The 17,306-nt window shown below is 49.7% G+C and carries 15 protein-coding genes; 1 reads left to right on the top strand and 14 read right to left on the bottom strand.

Translation table 11 applies throughout. The annotated features are described in order from the left end of the window. Positions 1-708: 708 nt before the first annotated feature. From lysS to Q4E64_RS11265, 12 genes are all read right to left on the bottom strand, one after another. On the bottom strand, positions 709-2,679 hold the full coding sequence (gene lysS / locus Q4E64_RS11320; protein WP_368501590.1) for a lysine--tRNA ligase: 1,971 nt from the start codon (positions 2,677-2,679) through the stop codon (positions 709-711). A 26-nt stretch (positions 2,680-2,705) separates the two neighbouring features. After that, positions 2,706-3,182 carry a transcription elongation factor GreA gene (greA, locus tag Q4E64_RS11315; protein ID WP_303168043.1) on the bottom strand — a complete coding sequence of 159 codons (477 nt, stop codon included), beginning with the start codon at positions 3,180-3,182 and terminating at the stop codon, positions 2,706-2,708. A gap of 82 nt (positions 3,183-3,264) precedes the next feature. Further along, a complete protein-coding gene (locus Q4E64_RS11310) occupies positions 3,265-4,350 on the bottom strand; it encodes an NAD(P)H-binding protein (RefSeq protein ID WP_303168042.1) in 1,086 nt (361 codons plus the stop codon). Positions 4,351-4,358: 8 nt separating this feature from the next. Next, complete coding sequence (locus Q4E64_RS11305; RefSeq protein WP_303168040.1) at positions 4,359-5,285, bottom strand: quinate 5-dehydrogenase; 927 nt, start codon at positions 5,283-5,285, stop codon at positions 4,359-4,361. A 49-nt stretch (positions 5,286-5,334) separates the two neighbouring features. Beyond that, a complete protein-coding gene (gene dusB, locus Q4E64_RS11300; protein WP_303168039.1) occupies positions 5,335-6,351 on the bottom strand; it encodes a tRNA dihydrouridine synthase DusB in 1,017 nt (338 codons plus the stop codon). Between the two features lie 84 nt (positions 6,352-6,435). Continuing rightward, positions 6,436-7,212, bottom strand: a complete 777-nt coding sequence (locus Q4E64_RS11295) for a type III pantothenate kinase (protein WP_303168038.1) — start codon at positions 7,210-7,212, stop codon at positions 6,436-6,438. A 93-nt stretch (positions 7,213-7,305) separates the two neighbouring features. Next, a complete protein-coding gene (locus Q4E64_RS11290; protein WP_303168036.1) occupies positions 7,306-8,469 on the bottom strand; it encodes an ABC transporter permease in 1,164 nt (387 codons plus the stop codon). Further along, positions 8,466-9,614 carry an ABC transporter permease gene (locus Q4E64_RS11285; protein WP_303168035.1) on the bottom strand — a complete coding sequence of 383 codons (1,149 nt, stop codon included), beginning with the start codon at positions 9,612-9,614 and terminating at the stop codon, positions 8,466-8,468. Before Q4E64_RS11285 ends, Q4E64_RS11290 begins: the two co-directional genes overlap by 4 nt. Before the next feature lie 6 nt (positions 9,615-9,620). Continuing rightward, positions 9,621-10,469: an HlyD family secretion protein gene (locus Q4E64_RS11280; RefSeq protein WP_303168034.1), complete on the bottom strand. Its 849-nt coding sequence runs from the start codon at positions 10,467-10,469 to the stop codon at positions 9,621-9,623. Positions 10,470-10,565: 96 nt separating this feature from the next. Beyond that, positions 10,566-11,120 (bottom strand): TetR/AcrR family transcriptional regulator, encoded by a 555-nt coding sequence (locus Q4E64_RS11275; RefSeq protein ID WP_303168032.1) that lies wholly within the window; start codon positions 11,118-11,120, stop codon positions 10,566-10,568. Between the two features lie 80 nt (positions 11,121-11,200). Further along, on the bottom strand, positions 11,201-12,199 hold the full coding sequence (locus tag Q4E64_RS11270; RefSeq protein WP_303168031.1) for a biotin--[acetyl-CoA-carboxylase] ligase: 999 nt from the start codon (positions 12,197-12,199) through the stop codon (positions 11,201-11,203). Positions 12,200-12,338: 139 nt separating this feature from the next. Further along, a complete protein-coding gene (locus Q4E64_RS11265; protein WP_303168029.1) occupies positions 12,339-13,751 on the bottom strand; it encodes an SLC13 family permease in 1,413 nt (470 codons plus the stop codon). A gap of 146 nt (positions 13,752-13,897) precedes the next feature. On the opposite strand from Q4E64_RS11265, the gene Q4E64_RS11260 reads away from it, so the two are divergent. Further along, positions 13,898-14,791 carry a LysR family transcriptional regulator gene (locus tag Q4E64_RS11260; RefSeq protein ID WP_303168028.1) on the top strand — a complete coding sequence of 298 codons (894 nt, stop codon included), beginning with the start codon at positions 13,898-13,900 and terminating at the stop codon, positions 14,789-14,791. Positions 14,792-15,363: 572 nt separating this feature from the next. On the opposite strand, the gene Q4E64_RS11255 is transcribed toward Q4E64_RS11260, so the two are convergent. Further along, positions 15,364-15,927 carry a hypothetical protein gene (locus tag Q4E64_RS11255; protein ID WP_303168027.1) on the bottom strand — a complete coding sequence of 188 codons (564 nt, stop codon included), beginning with the start codon at positions 15,925-15,927 and terminating at the stop codon, positions 15,364-15,366. Positions 15,928-15,993: 66 nt separating this feature from the next. Then, positions 15,994-17,247: an S-layer homology domain-containing protein gene (locus Q4E64_RS11250; RefSeq protein ID WP_303168025.1), complete on the bottom strand. Its 1,254-nt coding sequence runs from the start codon at positions 17,245-17,247 to the stop codon at positions 15,994-15,996. Positions 17,248-17,306: the final 59 nt, after the last annotated feature.

Here is a 17,306-nt window from a genome sequence, read left to right as displayed (position 1 = left end):
GTGTTAGGCATGCCGCCAGCGTTCGTCCTGAGCCAGGATCAAACTCTCCAATAAAATTTTTGACTTCGATAAATTGTCAGCTTCTTCGTCAGCGCTTCGTTCTGCTCGTTCGATATACCTAAGTATTATCTCACTCGCATCTCTTGCGCTTCCTCGAACCTGAGCAATTTCTCTTTGTCAATTATTGAAGAACCGATTGGCTCTTAGTTATTAAAAGAAATATTTGACTTGGTCGTGCGCTTACGCGCTCGACCCGCACATTCGCTTTTTTTAGGTTGATGTTCAGTTTTCAAGGTTCCTAGCTTTGGCTTCGATAAATTGTCAGCTTCTTTGTCGCCGCTGCGATTTTCTCGCTCGATATACATTAGTATTATCTCGCTCGCAAATCTTGCGGCTTCGCGAATCTGAGCAATTTCTCTTTGCCAATCTTCTTCGTTTTGTCTGGCGATGTTGGCGTTTGTTTACTGCCGTATCGCGTCGACTTGTATATATTACCACGCAGCGTTGAGATTGTCAACACTCTTTTTGACCTTTTTTCGTAACTTTTTGCACATTTTTTGAGACACGCTAGGCTGCGTTGGCAAAGAAAGCCTTTTATTCACTTACTTTACAGCGTCAAAAAATTTGCAGTTAAAAGCAAGCCAAATACTATAAAGCGACAAAGAAGCCCCGGATTTCTCCAGAGCTTCTCCAAAAAACTATCTTAAATCAATACAGCTTAGCGCCTGCCGGAATATGTGGGTCCACCATCAGCAGATGCAGCTTTTCTTCTCCTGCCTCGCTGTGAATAGCGCTCAAAAGCATACCGCAGGACTCCACGCCCATCATAGCGCGCGGAGGCAAATTAACGATAGCAATCAGCGTTTTCCCTACCAGCTGTTCCGGCTCATAGTAAGCGTGGATGCCGCTTAAAATAGTACGGTCTGCGCCGGTACCGTCATCTAAAGTAAATTGCAGCAGCTTTTTGCTCTTGGGCACAGCCTTGCACTCTTTCACCTTAACGGCACGGAAATCAGACTTGCTAAAGGTTTCAAAATCCACGAAATCCTTGAACAGGGGCTCAATCTCTACTTTAGAAAAGTCGATAACCTCCTCGGCCTTGGCTTCCGGTTCTGCTACCGCCGTTTCCTGCTGCTTTGCGTCCTTTTCTGCCGCGTCATTACCGCCCAACGGTTTCATGGTCGGGAAAAATAATACGTCGCGAATAGAAGAGCTGTCAGTCAGGAACATTACCAAACGGTCAATGCCAATACCCAAGCCGCCTGTGGGAGGCAGGCCATATTCCAGAGCGTTGACAAAATCCTCGTCCATCATATTGGCTTCTTCGTCACCGTTGGCGCGTTCTTCAACCTGCTTCATGAAACGCTCCTTCTGGTCGATGGGGTCGTTAAGCTCAGTGAAACCGTTACAGATCTCGCGTCCGTAAATATAAGCCTCAAACCGGTCGGTAATTTCCGGATTATCCGGATTACTCTTAGCCAAGGGAGAAATCTCCTTGGGATGACCGGTAATAAAGGTCGGCTGAATCAGCTTATCTTCAACATACTCTTCAAAGCAGGCGTTAATAATCTTACCAATGCCAAAGCCGGGCTCGATAGCTACGTTCAGTTCCTTAGCAATAGCGCGCGCTTCCTCTAAATCGGTAACATTGGTGAAATCCTTGCCTGCATATTCTTTTACGGCCTCGATCATGCTCATGCGCTTCCAAGGAGAAGCCAGTTCAATTTCTGTGCCTTCATAGGTAATTTTCGTGGTTCCCAAAACCTTTTCCGCGGTCTTGACTACAATCTCTTCGGTTAAGTCCATCATATCGCGGTAATCGGCAAAAGCCTGATAAATTTCCACACTGGTAAATTCCGGATTATGCCTGTTGTCGATGCCCTCATTGCGGAATACGCGGCCCAATTCATATACGCGATCCATGCCGCCTACAATCAAACGCTTGAGGTACAGCTCCGGCGCAATGCGCATATAAACCTGCATATTCAGAGCGTTATGGTAGCTGACAAACGGGCGTGCGGCAGCGCCGCCGGCAATGGTATTTAAAATCGGCGTTTCTACTTCCAGGAAATTATGGCTGTCCAGCACTTCGCGCACGCTTTTGATAATCTGGCTGCGTTTCACAAAGGTGTCGCGCACCTCAGGATTAACAATCAAATCTACATAACGCTGGCGGTAGCGCAGCTCCACATCCTTCAAGCCATGCCATTTTTCCGGCAGCGGACGCAAGGCCTTGGACAGCATTTCCACTGCCGTAGCCTTAATGGAAATCTCGCCCATGTGGGTGCGGAAAATAGTACCGGTAACGCCTACGGTATCGCCCAAATCCAATAATTTAATCAGCGCATAATTCTCATCGCCGATTACGTCCTTGCGCACATAAACCTGCAAGCGTCCGGTTCTGTCCTGCATATCCATAAAGCAGGTTTTGCCGTGGCCGCGAATAGCCATCAGGCGTCCTGCCATTTTTACCTCTGTTTCCTTTTCAGCCAGCTCGTCGAACTGCTCGTTAACGTCGACCGCATGATGGGTCCACAAAAAGCGGCGGCCAAAGGGCAGCCAGCCGTGTTCTTCAATTTTATGCGTTTTTTCGATACGGTTCTGCACCTGCTCGTTAAGATCTATTTCTGTAATTGGGGTTTTGTCCTCCAAATTATGTCTGCACTTATTTTCAGCCATCCTAGTTCTCCTTATCCTTTATTTCCTTATTTTACTTCCAAAATTTCATAGGACAGCTCGCCAGCAGGAGTGTTAGCGACTACAACGGTATGCACTTCCTTGCCCAGAATAGCTGCGCCTACGGGGGATTCGTTGGAAATACGGTTATTAAAGGGGTCAGCCTCGGTAGTGCCTACGACGGTATAGGTTTCTACCTCGCCGGTTTCCGTATCCTTAAGCAGAACGGTAGAGCCCAGGGATACCACGCCCTCTTTTCTGCCTGCCGCGTCGTCGATAATGGTAGCAGTTTTTATCATCTGCTCCAATTCCAGAATACGGCCTTCGATAAAGGCCTGCTCGCTTTTAGCGTCGTCATATTCGGAGTTTTCGCTGATATCACCGTAGGAAATAGCGACCTTCAAGCGTTCGGCAACCTCCTGACGACGGACGCTGCGAAGATTTTCCAGTTCATCTTCTAATTTTTTAAGACCTTCAGCTGTTAAAATAGTTTCTTTATTAGCCATGTTCCCTGCTCCTTTATCACAAAATAAAATTTATATCACTCTTAAATTTTATTATAAGCTTTAGACAATTTACTTGTCAACATCAACAGCCGTGAACTGCCAGCGCCAGCTGCGCATTATGACGCACCTCTTCAATATGCTGCGAGGATACGGCGCGTTCAAAATTGCGGAATCCGGCCATCTTAAAATGGTGCTTGTCCGCCAGTTGCGAAATAAGATTGATTTTTTGAATATCCAAATTTCTGCCCAGAGAAAAATTTTCATAGCGCTTATCCAAGGCCAGAATCATGGTTTCAGACATGCAAGCATACGATGTATGCGGCGGAAAGCCAAAATCAAAATGAAAGTTGACATTGCCGGGCACGTCGATAACGCCGCCCTCGATAACCAAAACGTCGTTGCGCTGCAAGGAAACCTCGCGGGATACGTTACGCGGACGCGCCACGTCGCAGACTACTGCGCCGGGCTTTAAATCCCCCGGTTCAATCAAAAAGTCCAAAGCGCTGGTAACGGTAATAACAATATCGGCTTCCTTCAAAGCGGTATGGATATCCTGACTCACAGCCACCTCGCAGTGATTTTTTTTGATAAGCTCCTGCGCCAGCTCTTCTAAAGGAGCTAAATGCCGCGCCACCAGAGTAATATGTTTAACCTCCCGCGCCAGCAGGCGCACCGAAGCCGCGCCTATGGAACCCGTTGCGCCCACTACTACGGCGCGGCAGTCCCTGAGACTTTTTCCCATCATTTCAGCGGCGGCCTTTGTTCCCTGAATTGCCGTGGCTACCGTATAGCTGTTGCCGGAAGTTACTGCAATATCAAGATTCTCAGCGACGGTAATGCCGGCGTCGCCAACAATGGAGGTAAACGCTCCCAGGCCTACTATTTTAGCGCCCAGCTCCTGCGCTACGCGCCCCGATTCAATGATACGGTCCATAACAAATTCTTCGGGCAGCTCCATCATTTGCTTAGCCGTAAGAGGACAGCCCACAAACCAGCCCTCGGCCTCGGCAAAGGGACTTTGAACGCCTGTGATATGAGAAACCTTAAAGGGCTTCTTCATTTTCAGGCAAGCTTCAATAATACTGCCAGGTATGTACTTCATAAGCGGCGATAAATGCTCCATATCCTGCAGCGACAGGGGATGAAGTATGAATGCAAACTTTTCCATGATGTAAATTACTCCTTAGTGCCAAAGCACTCCACAGAAGACTCTATATGATAATGCTCCAAGAGCTTTAAATATTCTTCGGCAGGCAGCGGCCCGCGTCCATTATGCAAAGCCACCAGCATAGCCTCCATCACATTAGTGCCAAAGCTGCGCCCGCCAATACAGGGAGTTGTGGTGATAAGTGTCTTGACCCCCGCCTGTTCCAGCATACTGCGGTCGCCAGCAGTAACCGTATTAGTGATAATCGTTTTACCGGGCAGGCGGTCCGGCATAAATTTCTTTATATAATGAAAGTCGCCTGCGATAATATCATTCTGCAAGAAATATTCCGTGTGCCGCGGCTCCCGCGCCTCCTGCTCCTTGCCCATGGGATAAAACCAGCTGACCGGCAGCTTAGTTATCACCGGAGCCAACAGCGACGCCCACCAGGACAGCGTCTTTAAGGAATACAGCGGCTTATTGATGTTCAAGCCGAAAATCAAATCGCCAAAGGTGACCTGCGCCCCCGCCTCCAGTAAAGCCTCCGCCATACCGAAGCGGTCCACCGCGCACACCAGCAACACTCTGCTGCCCTTAACGGGCACCCTGCCGCTGACAGCTAAGCTACGGATAAGCTTGCGCTCCAGGGAATTTTTTAAACCGCTGCCGTCCAGCACCGGCGTATGGCACACATTAGCAATCAAATGCGCCGACTCGCGGAAGGTATAGCGTTTGTTACCAGCGAAAACATACAGGTCGGTGCCGCCCAAACCAATAGCGTCCGCCTTGCCGTCCCACTGTTCCAGCAGCTGCCTGGCCCTGCTTAAATCTCCGTCGGTGCCGCGGCGTTCCAGCAGCACCCGCTGTCCGCCTAATTCCAGCGCCGCGCTGGCGTCGCGCCTGGACGAACCAAGGCTTATGCTTATGACCCGTTTAGCCTGCTTGCTTACTTCCATAGCCCAAACTCCCTGTACGTATCTTTAACAGCATTATATTTTAGCATATTTAGCTCTCTTCTACAATGCCATATGCAAAATGTTTTTCTGTTTCATAATAACGATATGCGCATTGACGATATTCTTCAAGCAAAGCAATAAACTGCTTCCGGGTATCCGCCTTATGAAAGCGTCCTCTGAATTCAGCCGCATGGGGCATACCCTTGAGATACGCGGAAATATGACGACGCATTTCCTTTACGGAAATATATTCGCCCTTATAATCGATAAGCATCTGCAAATGCTCCGCCGCTAAATCCAGCCGCTCGTCCACTGTCGGCGCAGGCGGCACGGCAGCTCCCGCCAGCGCCGCTTTCAAACGGCTGAACAGCCAGGGGTTGCCGTCGGCTCCGCGGCCGATCATCAATCCGTCCACGCCTGTTTCCTTAAGCATGCGCAGTCCGTCCTCCACCGTAAAAATATCGCCGTTGCCAAAAACAGGCACCTTTACGGCCCGCTTAACATCGGCAATAACGCTCCAATCGGCCTTGCCATCATAAAACTGCTGCCGTGTGCGCCCGTGCACGGCTACGGCAGCCACTCCGGCCCGTTCCGCCGCCAACGCTATCTCCACCGCGTTGCGGCGCGCGTCGTCCCAGCCAGCGCGAAATTTTACTGTTACCGGTATCTGCACGGCATCCGCCATAGCTGCTAAAATTTCGTAGGCCAGCTGCGGATTTTTCATCAGCGCCGAGCCCTCGCCATTGTTTACTATCTTAGGCACAGGGCAGCCCATATTAAAATCAATAATGTCGGCTCCGCTCGCTTCTACCATCTTAGCCGCAACGGCCAGCTCGTGGGGCACGCTGCCGAAAAGCTGGATAGCCGTGGGCCGTTCTCCTGCGTCGATGCGCAGCATCTCCGTTGTTTTGACGTTTTTATACAGCAACCCCTTGGCGCTGACCATCTCCGATACGGTTAGGCCGCAGCCCAAACGGCGGCAGATAAGCCGGAAGGGCAGATCGGTAATCCCGGCCATGGGAGCCAGCGCCAAAGGCGCATCCAGTTTAATATTGCCTATCTTCATACTATCTCCTGTATTCAAAAAGCCCGCCATAACAGCGGGCTTAGTATTGCGTTAATCTAAATGTCGGCAGCTGTGCGCCGCGTCTTATTTGGCGTTCTTTTCGTAAAGGATACGCAGTCCGTCCAGCGTCAGGAAGGGCTCCACTACGTCGATGCAATCGGATTCGGCCGCCATAGTATTGGCAAAGCCGCCGGTAGCGATAACAAAAGCATCGCCGCCCAGTTCTTTCTTCATATGGCTGACGATACCCTCCATTTGCCCCACAAAACCATAAATAGCGCCGGCCTGCATGGAATTTACCGTGTTGCGGCAAATAACAGTCTTGGGCTTGATCAGCTCGATACGCGGCAGCTTGGCAGCGCGCTGAAACAGCGCCTCGGTAGAAATGCCAATACCGGGAGCGATAGCGCCGCCCAGATATTCGCCGTTAGGCAGCAAAGCGCAGAAAGTATTCGCCGTGCCAAAATCAAGAATGATCATGGGCTTATTCAAATGGCTGTATTTATGGAAAGCGGCTACGGCGTTAACAATGCGGTCAGCGCCAACCTCTCTGGGGTTATCGTAACGAATTGAAATACCGTTTTTAATGCCTGGGCCTACGACCAGCGGCTTAATAGCGAAGTAACGCTCGCACATGTGGCACAGCGGAATCAACACCGGGGGCACAACGCTGGAAATAATAATCGAGCTGATCTTGTCCATATCAACGTCGCTGTAGTCGAACATACTGCGCAACATAATACCAAATTCATCAGCAGTTTTGGAACGGTCAGTAGAAAAACGCCAGTGTACCTTCAACTCCTTGCCGTCAAACACTCCGGCCACAACATTGGTATTTCCTACATCAATGACAAGTAACATTCTTTCGTCCTCCTCGGAAATTGTCTTTCCGCTTGCAGAATACGGCCCGAAAGGCCGTATATATTTTACCACAAAGGGCGAATATTGCAAGGATTATCGCAACATTTTCTTTATAAACAGCTTTTGCCGCATTTTACCGCTAAACAACCGCACAGCAAACGGCAGCGCCGCCAATCCGGCGCACAGTAAAACCAAAGCGTTAAACTGCAAATCGCGGTAATAGCCGTTCAGGCACAAACTGCGCACAGCCTGCGCCCAATAGGTAAAAGGCGAAAGATACGCCAGGCAGCGCACGCCCCAAGGCATTGCTTCCACAGGCCATGTATATCCAGAAAGCATAAACGCCGGCACCGTATAGAAAACCGACAAGCGGCTGAAAAGCAACTCGTTGCCTGCAAGGCAGGCTGCTATGCCGCCCAACTGCGTTACGCAAAACAAAAACGCTACCGCCAGCAGCACATGCTGCGTCCACAAACCCGCTGCCGGCAAAGCAAACAGCCTGCCGCCCACAGCTAAAAACATCACATAGGAAACCAAGCCCAACACGACGTAGATTCCTGATTTAATCAGCCATACAGCCCCTGGCTTCAGCTTTGTTTCCGGCATAGCTACATCCTCCCACAGCACGCCTGCCGCCACAGCCAGCAGCAAGCCCTGCTGCAAAGCTACCAAAGCCAGACCGTAAACGAAAAAGAGCAGATAATCAAGCTGTGGATTGCCCAAAACCCTGTAGCTAAATGCCACCGACTCGGTACGCCGCTGGCTTTGCTGCCGCAACTGCTTAACGTCGCGTTCCAAAAGCTGCTCTGCGCATTCTGCATTAAAGCGCTGCACTAATTCCGTAGCAACAATGCTGCTGTTGCTGGTAATCACAATATTGCTGCCCTCTACGAGCAGCAGCACTTCGCTTTGCCGCCCACGCTGAATCTTTTCGGTAAAATCCTGCGGTATTATCAAAGCCGCGCTGTGCCTTCCCTGACGGCGCAGCCATTCGCTTGCTTCCTCTTCATTTTCCGCCCACGCTGCGGCTCGAAAGCCGTCGCTGTCGTCAAAAATCTTGGTTAAATGCCTACTGAAAGCGCTATTGCTTTTATCCACCACTAAAAGCGGTACCTCCCGAATCACACCGAAAAGGTACAGCCACGAAAACAGCAGCGTATAAGCTACCGAAGCCAAAAGCAGCAATACCGCCCGCCGCCGGTCGCGCCAGAAAATATTTCCCAGCTCATGTTTAATAATCGTCCAAACGTCCGTCATACCGCCGCCTCCCTTCGTAACTTGCGGCGCAGCAGCAATACGTCCAAACTAATCAGCGCCGCTGCCGCCGCTAGCATCAGCAGCACATTTTCCTGCAGCAGTCCCGACACTCCTTGCAGGGATAAATCCCGCAGCGGCAGCGCTATATAGGTCATGGGAAAGCAAAGCCGGATAGCCCCCGGCAAACTGCTCACCCATTCGTTAGGCCAGCTGAGTCCGCTGTACAAAAGCCCGGGCATAATAAAAAGCAGCGTATTTTGAATAGCCAGAACTGCTTTGCCAAAAGCCAGAGAAAACAGCATGCCCACAGAGGTAAACAGCAGGATAAAAGCCCCGCCCAACAGCGCAAAAGCTGCCCAAGAAGCACGCAGAGGTACAGCAAAAACAAAATGTGCCAGACATAAGCATATGCCAAAACCAAGCAGCGACGTCAGCGCTATAGCCAGCAGCTTTCCCGCCAGCAAAGCGCTGCAAAAGTGCGGCCTGCGCCGCCTTAAAGAAGCGAAAGCATCGGCGGCATAAAGATATATGGATATCTGTACGCCGTTGCAGGCGAGTCCCAAAAGCATAAAATTAGTATAAGCATTAGTGGGATTATTCAAAATGCGTACTCTGAGAGCAGCAGGATAAAAGGTCTCCAGCGCCTGATCAGGCTGCAGCCCCAACCGTTCGCCTATGCGCTGGCCTGCGCCTATCAGGATATTCATATTGATTTCTTCCGCGGCCACCAAAGCCGCGCTGCCGTAAACCACATTAGTGCCGTCGATAAGCATCGCCACATCGGCCTGCTGCCCATTTTTAATACGCTTATCCAAATCAGCCGGCACGTAAATGCCTGCTTTGACTTGTCCCTGCCGCAGCTTTTCGTGAAGTTCCTCCAGGGTCTGGACGTAATCAGTAACGACAAAGCGGTCAGAGGTATTGTAATAATTTATCAGCAATCTTGACGTTTTGCTCTGCTGTAAATCGCAGGCGGCCACCGGTATATCGTTAAGCACATTCGCCTGATAGGTAAAGCCGAACAAAAGCGTATAGACCACCGGCAGTCCCAGCAGTAATAAAACCAGCGTTTTATTCACAGCTCCCCTGCCGCGCAGCTCTTGTATAAAAGCTCGCCGCAGCTCCCCACAGAAAATTTTCAGCATACAGCGTCACCTCGTCTCCAAACGAAAGCGCATGCCCGGCCTTACGCGGGAGTCGTTGACCTGAACCTTGACATTGAAGGTAATAATATCCGTATCGTCGCCCCTCTCGCTGGTAGCGCGATAAGTAGCAAAATTAGGTTTCTGCGAAATATCGACAATGCGCCCCTGCAAACGCAGTCCGTCATTACGTCCTATCAGCTCTACTAAATCGCCAAGCTTATAGCGTCCCAGCTCCGTTTCCTTCACCTTAAAATTGACCCAATTATCTAAAGGGTCTTGTACGGCAACAATTGGCATACCTGTAGAAATCATAGCTCCGCAATCCGCATATTTAGTAGTCACCACGCCGTCAAAGGGCGCGATAATCACCGTTTCTCCCAAATTCAGCGAAGCTTGCCGCAGAGCTTCTTCATTAGCCTGTACCGTAGACAAAGATTGTTCGTAAACGGCGTCCAGCACCTGCTGCCGGCTGCGATAATTTTCAAAGCTTTCGCAGGATACTGCGCCTTGGGCAAAAAGCTGCTCATAACGGTTCACATCGCGCTGAGCCTGCTCTAAATTAGCTTTAGCCTGTACGGCAGCCGCTTTGGCTGCTTCCAGCTTAGCCTTGGCTGCGGCAGTCAGCGCATCCTGCTCCCGCGCGTCAATCTGCGCCAGACGTTCGCCCCGATGCACAGCCTGCCCTTCCCGCACATAAAGCTCTACCAGACGCCCCGGCACCTTAGTATTTACATCAACCTCCGTAGCGTCCGCCTGTCCCCAAAGAGCTGTATCCCGCTGCTGCGCCGCACACCCGGTCAACAGCATTGCCGTTAGCAGCGCGCCTAATAAACAAAAACCTTTTTTTGATTTCATAATGCTACCTCCTGAAACTTTTGGTACTATAATATTTTTTCTGGTACCAATATGTTAAAAGAAAAATGCAGCGCTCAGCGTGCATTTTTACTTTAATTAACCTTTACGCGCTATCCCCTGCAGCAGAATATCCAAAAGTTCGGCCATCGCTCCCTTATAGGTCAAGCCGTTCTTATCCAAAAAGCTGTAGGACGTAAAACTTGCAAACGCATCCTTTATCAGCTGGCCAACCAGTCCAATATGAACCGGCCGCAGCTCGCCGCAGGCAACCCCGTCCGCCAGCAGCCGCTCCAACCGCTGCTGCCTGCGCAGCCTCGCTTCTTCTATCAGCTGCCACTGCCGGGGGAATATACGCTTCAAGTCCTCATAAATATTTTTGTTAAACATTTCCGCATCGTAAGGATGTACTGTCAGCAGCTTTTGCAGCTTAGCCGATGTCGCGTCAGAACCATCGCAAATTACCTGCTCCTGCCGCTCCATATCCGCCAAAATAGCTTCCAGAAGAGCGCCTATAAGTTCTTCCTTCGAGGTAAAATTTTCGTACAAAGACCTTTTGCTCACCTTGAGCCTGGCAGCCAAATCCTGCATTGTAAAACGCAGTCCACGTACCTTAATTTCCTCTATAGTAGCGGCAATGATAATATCTCTCATGCCCAAATCCTTTCAGACATCTTTATAATTACTTATACTACATTTACCAGCGCCTGTCAATTTCTTCACAAACTTCTCACTTATTGATAAGCCCCGTTCTTAGCTGCCGCCGGACGAATGGAGACGTCGCCTGCTACAACCTTTTCCAAGGAACCGTCCTCCTTGCGCACGATGAGCAAGCCCTCGTCGTCAATATCCACAGCCTGGCCAAAATACGTCATATCCGGCGCAATAACCTTAACCTCCTGCCCCAAGGTGCAGGAATACTTGCGCCATTCTGCCAGCACCGGAGCAAAGCCCTCGCTGACAGCAGTTTCGTACAGCTCCTCCATATTCAGCAGAATATCGCATAAAAGCTGCACGCGGGTAAAGGGCTCCGTGGCGGCATCAGCAACGGACACGGCCAAATGCTTTACCTCATCCGGATAATCCTCCGGCGTAGCGTTCGTATTGATGCCCGTGCCAATAACCACGTAATTGATATGCCCGAACTCGGCGTTCATTTCCGTCAGAATGCCCACCAGCTTGCGTCCCAGCAGCAGGATATCGTTAGGCCATTTAATGGCGGCCTGTACGCCGGCAATTTTATTGATAGCCTTAACCACGGCCACCGCCGCCAGCAACGTACACTTAGACGCCTCCTGCGGCAAAAAGGGCGGCTTCAAAACTACCGAAAACCAAATGCCCTTAGCGTAAGGCGAAATCCAGCCGCGGGATAAACGTCCCTTGCCTGCGCCCTGCTCTTCGGCTACCACCAGCAGGCCGTTTTCACAGCCCTCGTTGGCCAGCGCCTTCGCCAGATTATTGCTGGAATCCACGCTGTCGCGATAGCAAATATTGCGTCCAAGCCATTTCGTTTTCAGACAGGACAAAATTTCCTGCGGAAACAGACGGTTCGGCGCTTCCTTCAAAATATAGCCTTTTTTAGGCACGGACTCTATATCGTAGCCTTCGTTCTTCAAGGTTTGAATATGCTTCCAGATCGCCGTGCGGGAAACGTCCAGCTGGCGGGAAATTTCCTCGCCGGACAAAGGCTCGGCGCCGCTTCTTCTTAAAAGCTCTAAAATTCGTTTACGCATACGGGACAACCTCCATTACATTCTGTCAACAGCAAATTTATCTTACACAAAGAGTATCACCAGGTTAACCAAAAGTCAAGTCCCGCGTAAACAATAGCGCCCTGCCCCTTCCATGAGGCAGAGCGCTTAAACGCTATTTTTACAAATGCAAAAACAGCGGCCAAAATTTCATACACACATAGCCCAACAAACTTACCAGCAGCATGCACATTACCGACAAGCGCACGCCCTGACGCATCAAGTCGTCGGGGCTGAGGCCGTAGGTAACGCCCACGGCGCGCGTGCTGACCGGCAAAATGAAAGCGCAGTTGACGGCCACGATGGACGTCAAAATATAAGGAATGGGGTTCAGCCCCAACTGCTGGGTAATGCTTTGCACCACGGGTATGGAAATAGAAGCGGCCGCCGTATTGCTGCTGATCTCCGTCAGGAAGGTGGCAAACAGCGTCAGGCTGAACATGGTTTCCCACCCGCCGCTCAAGGGCAGCAGAGTGATAACCTTGGCAATCTGCGCCGCCGCTCCCGTGTCTGTAATCAGCTTGCCCAAAGCCAGGCCGCCGGAAAACAAAAAGATCATGCCCCACATCACGCCCTTTTCCGCTTCCTTCCAGCTCAAGAGCAGTTGTCCCGTTTCATTGCGCAGCACGAAAGTCAGCATACCGAAGGAAAAAAACACGTAGGCCGGCTTCATCAGCGGCAGATATTGCACATACAGCGGGCGTACAAATGCCAGCGCCATCGCCAGAACAAACAACCACAAGCCCAATTTTTCGCCGCGCTTCATCGGCCCTAAGCCAGCGTACACGCTACGGAAATATTCCTTGCCGCCCTCCAGCCGCGCTACCGGCACCGGCAGACGCAGCAAAAAGGCTAAAATGAAAAACATAATAATAAACAAAAGCGGTAAGAAGCGCATGACCCAATCGACATACATAAATTCGCGCCCCGTCAGTTTTTCCAAATAGCTGATAGCCACCAGATTGGAGCTGCTGCCCAACGGCGAGCCAAAGCCGCCGAAGCCTGCGCCCCACACGATGGCCAGTAAAATCGGCGTCGCCACAGGATTATGCATAATCTGCTCCTGTCCCAAAAATTTCAGCATGCTGACAGCCACCGGCAGCAGAATCATCACTACGACTACATTGGGCAAAAAAATAGACAGCAAGGTCGAAGCCACCAGCCAGACCGCAATTTGCTCGCGCACGGAAGTGCCAATGCCGCACAAACTTTTAATCGCCAAGCGTTTATCCAGCTTAGTTTTTTCCCACACCAGGCTGATCAAATCGCTGCCCACCAGCAGCACCACGATTTCTGAAAAATATTTGCTGATAATGCCGTCCATGGGCACCATGCCAAAGAAAGCGTTCAGAGGAATGGGCAAAAGCGCCGTTACGGCTATATTAACCGGGCGCAGCACCCACCACAGGCCCATCCAGAATATGGAAGCGATGGCCGCCGCCTGCTTAGCGGGAATAAAAATATCCAAAATGGCAAAAACAGCCGCAAAGAGCAGCGGCCCGGAAATTACGTTTAAAGAACGTCGTCTTTTCATATTTTAGCATCCTCTCCGCCAAAACGCGCCGCTTGTGCGCTTTTTGATTTAATAATTTACTTAATTATAATTCTGCGGTAAAATTAAGTAAAATACTTTAATTTGATTATATTAATCATTTTTTGTGATGTTTTGGAGAGCAGCATATGGATTTTGATTTTTACCGCAATTTTATCACCGTGGCTGAAGCGGGCAATATCAGCGCCGCCGCCAAGCAGCTTTCGCTGGTGCAGCCGGCGCTAAGCGCCCAAATAAAAACTCTGGAAAAATATTACGGCGTGCAGCTGTTTAAAACCAATCGCGGCAAACGGCACATCGAGCTGACGGAAGCAGGCGAAGCTTTTTTGCAGCAGGCCAAGCTGATGTGCAGCACCGAGGACAGCATCAGCCTGACCATGCAGGCGTTCAACCAAAAGGCTATGGGAACTCTGCGCGTCGGCGTATCCCATGTGCGCAGCGAATATTTTTTGCAGGCGTACCTCATTCCCTTTGCCCAGACCCAGCCGCAGATAAGCTACCAGTTTCACAATGCTGCCGTAGTGGAGCAGCAGGCGCTGCTGAACAAGGGCCTCATCGATTTCGCCTTCGCCAACGCGCCGCTGGGCCAATGCGAAGACCTGGCTTCTATAAAAGTAGGGCGGGAATATTTCTACGTATATTACCAAAAGGACAAGCCCATGCCCGGGGAAGCAGGCCAAAACCTTACCCCCGCGCAGCTCGCCGGCCTGCCGCTCTGCTGCAACTACGGCAGCTACGGGCTGCTGCGCAGCGTTTGTCAGGAATACGGCGTGCAGCCCAATGTAATTTTTATTGCCACCGCCGCCAGCAGCGCCCTAGCCTTTGCTGCCAGCGGTCTGGCCTGCGCCGTCGTTGCGGCTCTGCCTGACGACCCTGTGCCTGCCGGAATGCGGCGCATCCCCCTGCAGGACGCCAAGCTGACCTTTTCCCAGGAGCTTTACTGGAGCACCCAGCGCCGCTTATCGCCTGCAGCGCAGCTGTTTTTGGAATTTTTTCAAAAGCAAATGTCGGAGAGGAAGTAAGTACAGAAAAATTCAGGGCGGCCACCTTGGTTTTTCTAAATTGTTGACTATTTAGGTTTTTAGTCTTATAATAATTAAAGAGATAGTCTGACTTTGGTCCAGCCAGCTTTCTTCAAAATATTGTAATGTGAAAGAAGAGCTGCTTGCCAAGTGGCTCTATTTCATTTTATAAGTAAAATTACTTACAAGCAGAATTGTTTGTCTTGCATTTTCAATATTGTTATGCTATACTTTACTTAACCCAAAAGGTGGTTATAGCGTGAGCAACTTGCTACGCAAATAAAAAATCCGGAGTGCCAGCTCCGGATTTTTTTGTTTTAGGCTGACTGTGAGCTAAAGATTTCTATCCAGCCATTTGCAAACATAGTAACCAGCTACGCTTGCTGCGACAGAAATCAAAAAGGTAATTATAACATCAAGCAACTTGCCACCTCCTTCCCGCCGGAAGAAGTCACAGCGTATCTATTCTATCATAATATTCACAATATTGCAACTTATAAAAAAGACTGCCGTACTCCCGAAGTACAGCAGTCTTTTTGCGTCTGGAGAACGCTTATCTAAAGGGTATAGTATTATTTTGCTTTAGTTACTCGTTTCAATTCGCGGACGATAGTATTACGCAATTGGTCGTGAATAAAATCACCCCGCACAGTCAGCGCGTAATTCATCTCGTCCATTTCGTCGATGCGGTTTGTCTTTACCTGCCCGGAAATCTTGTTGACCAACATAATGCGGCCTTTTTGCGTAAAGCGATAAATATCTTCGTTTGTAATACTAGCCACAGGTTCTAAAGCTATTTCGGACATAACAAGCATCACGCCAATATCCGCATTAGTTTTTTCCATCACCTGGCGCATTAAAGCTTCGTTAACTCCGCTTTTCGCTACGTTATTATAATTTACCTCGTTAAGTACAATCGTTAAATCGCTGTCGTCCACCATATCGAAATCCGGGAACTTAAATTGCTCCATACAAACTTCATTCCATACGCGACGTGAAACTGCGCTATTCTCTTCATCTTCGTTAGTAACGATAGGAAGCACCGCTACTTTGGCCGCTTCTGCCACGCCAAAGGCAGGCAGGGTAAAACCTATAATAGCAAAAGTCAAAACGAGTAAACGCAATAATTTTTGCATTTCTTACCTCCTGCTGTTAAAAAAGGGACGACCGCAGTCGCCCCTTGATTTTGCTGTATAAGCAGATTAGAAAGTGAATACAACTTGAGACCAAACGGAATCGTCGTCGTGTTTGCTGCTGTTCTTGCCATCCAAAGTCATGTACTCAACTTGTGCTACAATGTTCTTAGCGATAGCCCAGTTAGCACCAACTTTCCAGCCTTCAAAACCTCCTTCGTTCTTACGCATGTTATTAGCGAAAGAAGAACCCCAGCCGTTAGCTACGTAAGTGGAAGCAGCCATATCGTAGTAAGTTGCAAATAAGCCCCAGCTACCAGCTTTAGAAGCTTTAGCGCCTTTATATTTTACGCCTGCAAAGTAGCCGTCGTCTTCACCTTTAGCATTTTCCACATCGCCTTGCAGATATGCGGCGTTGATAGCCCAATCTTCATCAAATTTGTAGTTAGCAGCAACTGCCCAAATGTAGTTGTCTTCAGATTTAGTAGCAACTTTTTGGATACCGCCCAATTGGATATCATCTTTTTCGTCAACATAGTCAGCTTCTAAGCCCAATTTGCCAATCTTGCCAGCTACGGTTACTGCATAGTAATCGTCAGCTACGCTATCAGGATCGCTAATCCAAGCACCAGAAGCAGTTGCTAATTTACCGCCTTGAACAGTAACTTTAACGTCTTTGCCATAGGACAGTTTTACAGCATCGGTACGATTGCTCAGGATTTCGCCGCCGAGGATGGATTGATTGTTACGGCCAGCTTCAACCTTAACGCCGCCGATACGACCGTTTACAAATGCGCGTTGGAAACGGGTTTCTTCGTCGCCGCTATTGTCACTGTTACCTTTCTTTACGAAATGTTGACGGTTTTCAATCATACCAGTGTAGGACCAGTCTTCGTTTACTTGACCGTTAATCCAAATACGGGTACGCAGATAAGAGTTGTCAGCGTCTTTGGTATCGTCATAATTTTCATAATGAGCGCGGATTTCGCCGGTAATCTTTACATTGTCGGCTTTCTTTTCCAGGTTAGCAACGCGAACGCCCAGGGTATCCAGCTCATCAGCAAATTCAGCGGCCAGCTTGTCTACGTTAGCGCCTTTTGCCATAGCTTTTGCTACGATTTGAGCCATTTCATAACGGGTCATCAGCTTGTCGCCACCGAAGGTAGCGTCGCCGTAGCCGTCGATTACGCCTGCTGCAGCCAGCTTGTTTACGCTGTCATATGCCCAGTGGCCAGCCGGAACGTCGGAGAACGGATTGGCTGCGTATGCGGATGCGGTTACGCCCAATGCCATAGCCATAGCGAGTACTAAGGATTTTTTCATTTTGTTTTCCTCCTCGTATAATATATTCAGAAGCGAAAAAACAGCTTCTATAAATTAAT

It is taken from the genome of Phascolarctobacterium sp. (assembly GCF_030531065.1).
Lineage (GTDB): Bacteria > Bacillota > Negativicutes > Acidaminococcales > Acidaminococcaceae > Phascolarctobacterium_A.
The sequence above is the reverse complement of the archived record's forward strand: the minus strand, read 5'-3'. Positions and strand labels throughout refer to the sequence as shown.